Consider the following 1,680-nt stretch of genomic DNA (forward strand, 5'->3'; position numbering starts at 1 on the left):
GCGCCGTACCCGGCGCTGTCGTCGGCGATCGAGCAGGTGGCAGGCGTGGACGGGCGGTTCGTCACCCATCTCTGCCGTCGTGACGATGACAGTCCTTCCCGTCTGCTGACCGGACTGGCCACCGGCTTCGTTCACGGCATGGATGTGGACTGGGGCCGGTTGCTTCCTGGCGCCCGGACCGTTCCGTTGCCGACGTACGCCTTCCAACACGAACGATTCTGGCTGGCCGGCAACCGTGCGGAGAGCGAACGAGACAGAGCAGGGCACCGGTTGCTGCACACGCTCGTCGAGGTCGCCGATGGGGACGGCCTGGTCCTCGCGGGCGCGGTAGGCATGAGGTCGCATTCGTGGCTGGCCGATCACGCGATGCTGGGCCGTGTGCTGCTGCCGGCCACAGGGTTCGCAGAGCTCGCGTTGTTCGCCGGCGATCGGGTCGGCTGTGCCCGACTGGTGGAGCTGACGCTGCAGACCTCGTTGCAGCTTCCGCCGCAGGGACAGGTGCAACTACAAGTCGTGGTCGGAGGCCCTGACGAAACCGCCGAAGGAGTGCGCGACGTCAGTATTCACTCGCGGCTCTCGCCGGACGAGGCATGGCGGTGCCACGCGCGCGGCCGCCTCGCACCGCAGCACACAGAAGACGAATCCACTGCCAAGCCCGGACCCGATGCTGGTGTGTGGCCACCGAACGGCGCCGTACCGGTAGCAGTGGACGGCGTGTACGAGCGGCTCGCTACGGCGGGGCAGGCATACGGACCGGTGTTCGCCGGGGTGCGCGCGGTGTGGCGGCGCGACGATGACGTCTTCGCTGACGTGGTGCTGTCTCCCGAGGAGCCCACGGATGGGTTCCTGGTGCATCCGGCGCTCGTGGACGCCGCAGCTCACCCCTTGCAGTTCGCTGCTGCCGAGAATGCGGATCCGGAGGAGGTCTCGTTGCCGTTCGTCTTCGCCGGGATGCAGGTGTACGCGACCGGTGCGCGCAAAATACGGGTGCGTGTGAGCCGTACAGGTGAGCACTCATTCTCGATGATCGGTACAGATCCCTCGGGTGCGAGGGTGTTCGAGGTCGAGCGGATCGGCACCAGCGCCGTCCAGCCCGGCCAGCTTGCAGACGCCTCGCACGACGGCCGCGAGCTGTTCCACCTCGACTGGACCACGGTCTCGGACATCGGTGGGGGGCAGCAGGCTGTTGGTTGGTCGGTGCTGGATCTGGCTGATGGTACCGGTCTGGCCGGTTCGGTGGAGCAGGTGTGTGCTGGGGCTGGGGCTGGGGGTGGCGAGGCGTTGTGTGTGGTCGCTGGGGCGGCTGGAGATGTGGTGTCGGGCGTGCGCGGTCTGGTCGCTGATGTGTTGGGTGTGGTGCAGCGTTGGCTGGCGGGTGAGTTGAACGGTAAGTCGTTGGTTGTGGTGACCCGTGGGGCGGTGGCGGTCAATGCTGGTGAGCGGCCTGCTGATTTGGCGGGTGCGGCGGTGTGGGGTTTGGTGCGGAGTGTGCAGGTTGAGCATCCGGGTCGTGTGGTGCTGGTGGATGTTGATGACGATCCGGCGTCGCTGGTGCTGCTGGGGGGTCTGGTTGCCGCTGGGTATTCGCAGGTGGCTGTGCGGTTGGGGCGGGTATGGGTGCCGCGTTTGCGTCGGGTTGCCGGTGGTCGGGTGGTGGAGGCGCCGTCCGGTTGGGGCACG

General features: G+C 67.6%; 1 protein-coding gene. It reads left to right on the forward strand.

What is annotated here, in order from left to right:
* The coding region (locus ACFVUT_RS37650) for a polyketide synthase dehydratase domain-containing protein (RefSeq protein ID WP_389671176.1) at window positions 1–1,680 on the forward strand (1,680 nt) is incomplete at both ends.

This window comes from Streptomyces sp. NPDC058051 (assembly GCF_042885475.1).
Taxonomy (GTDB): Bacteria; Actinomycetota; Actinomycetes; order Streptomycetales; family Streptomycetaceae; genus Streptomyces.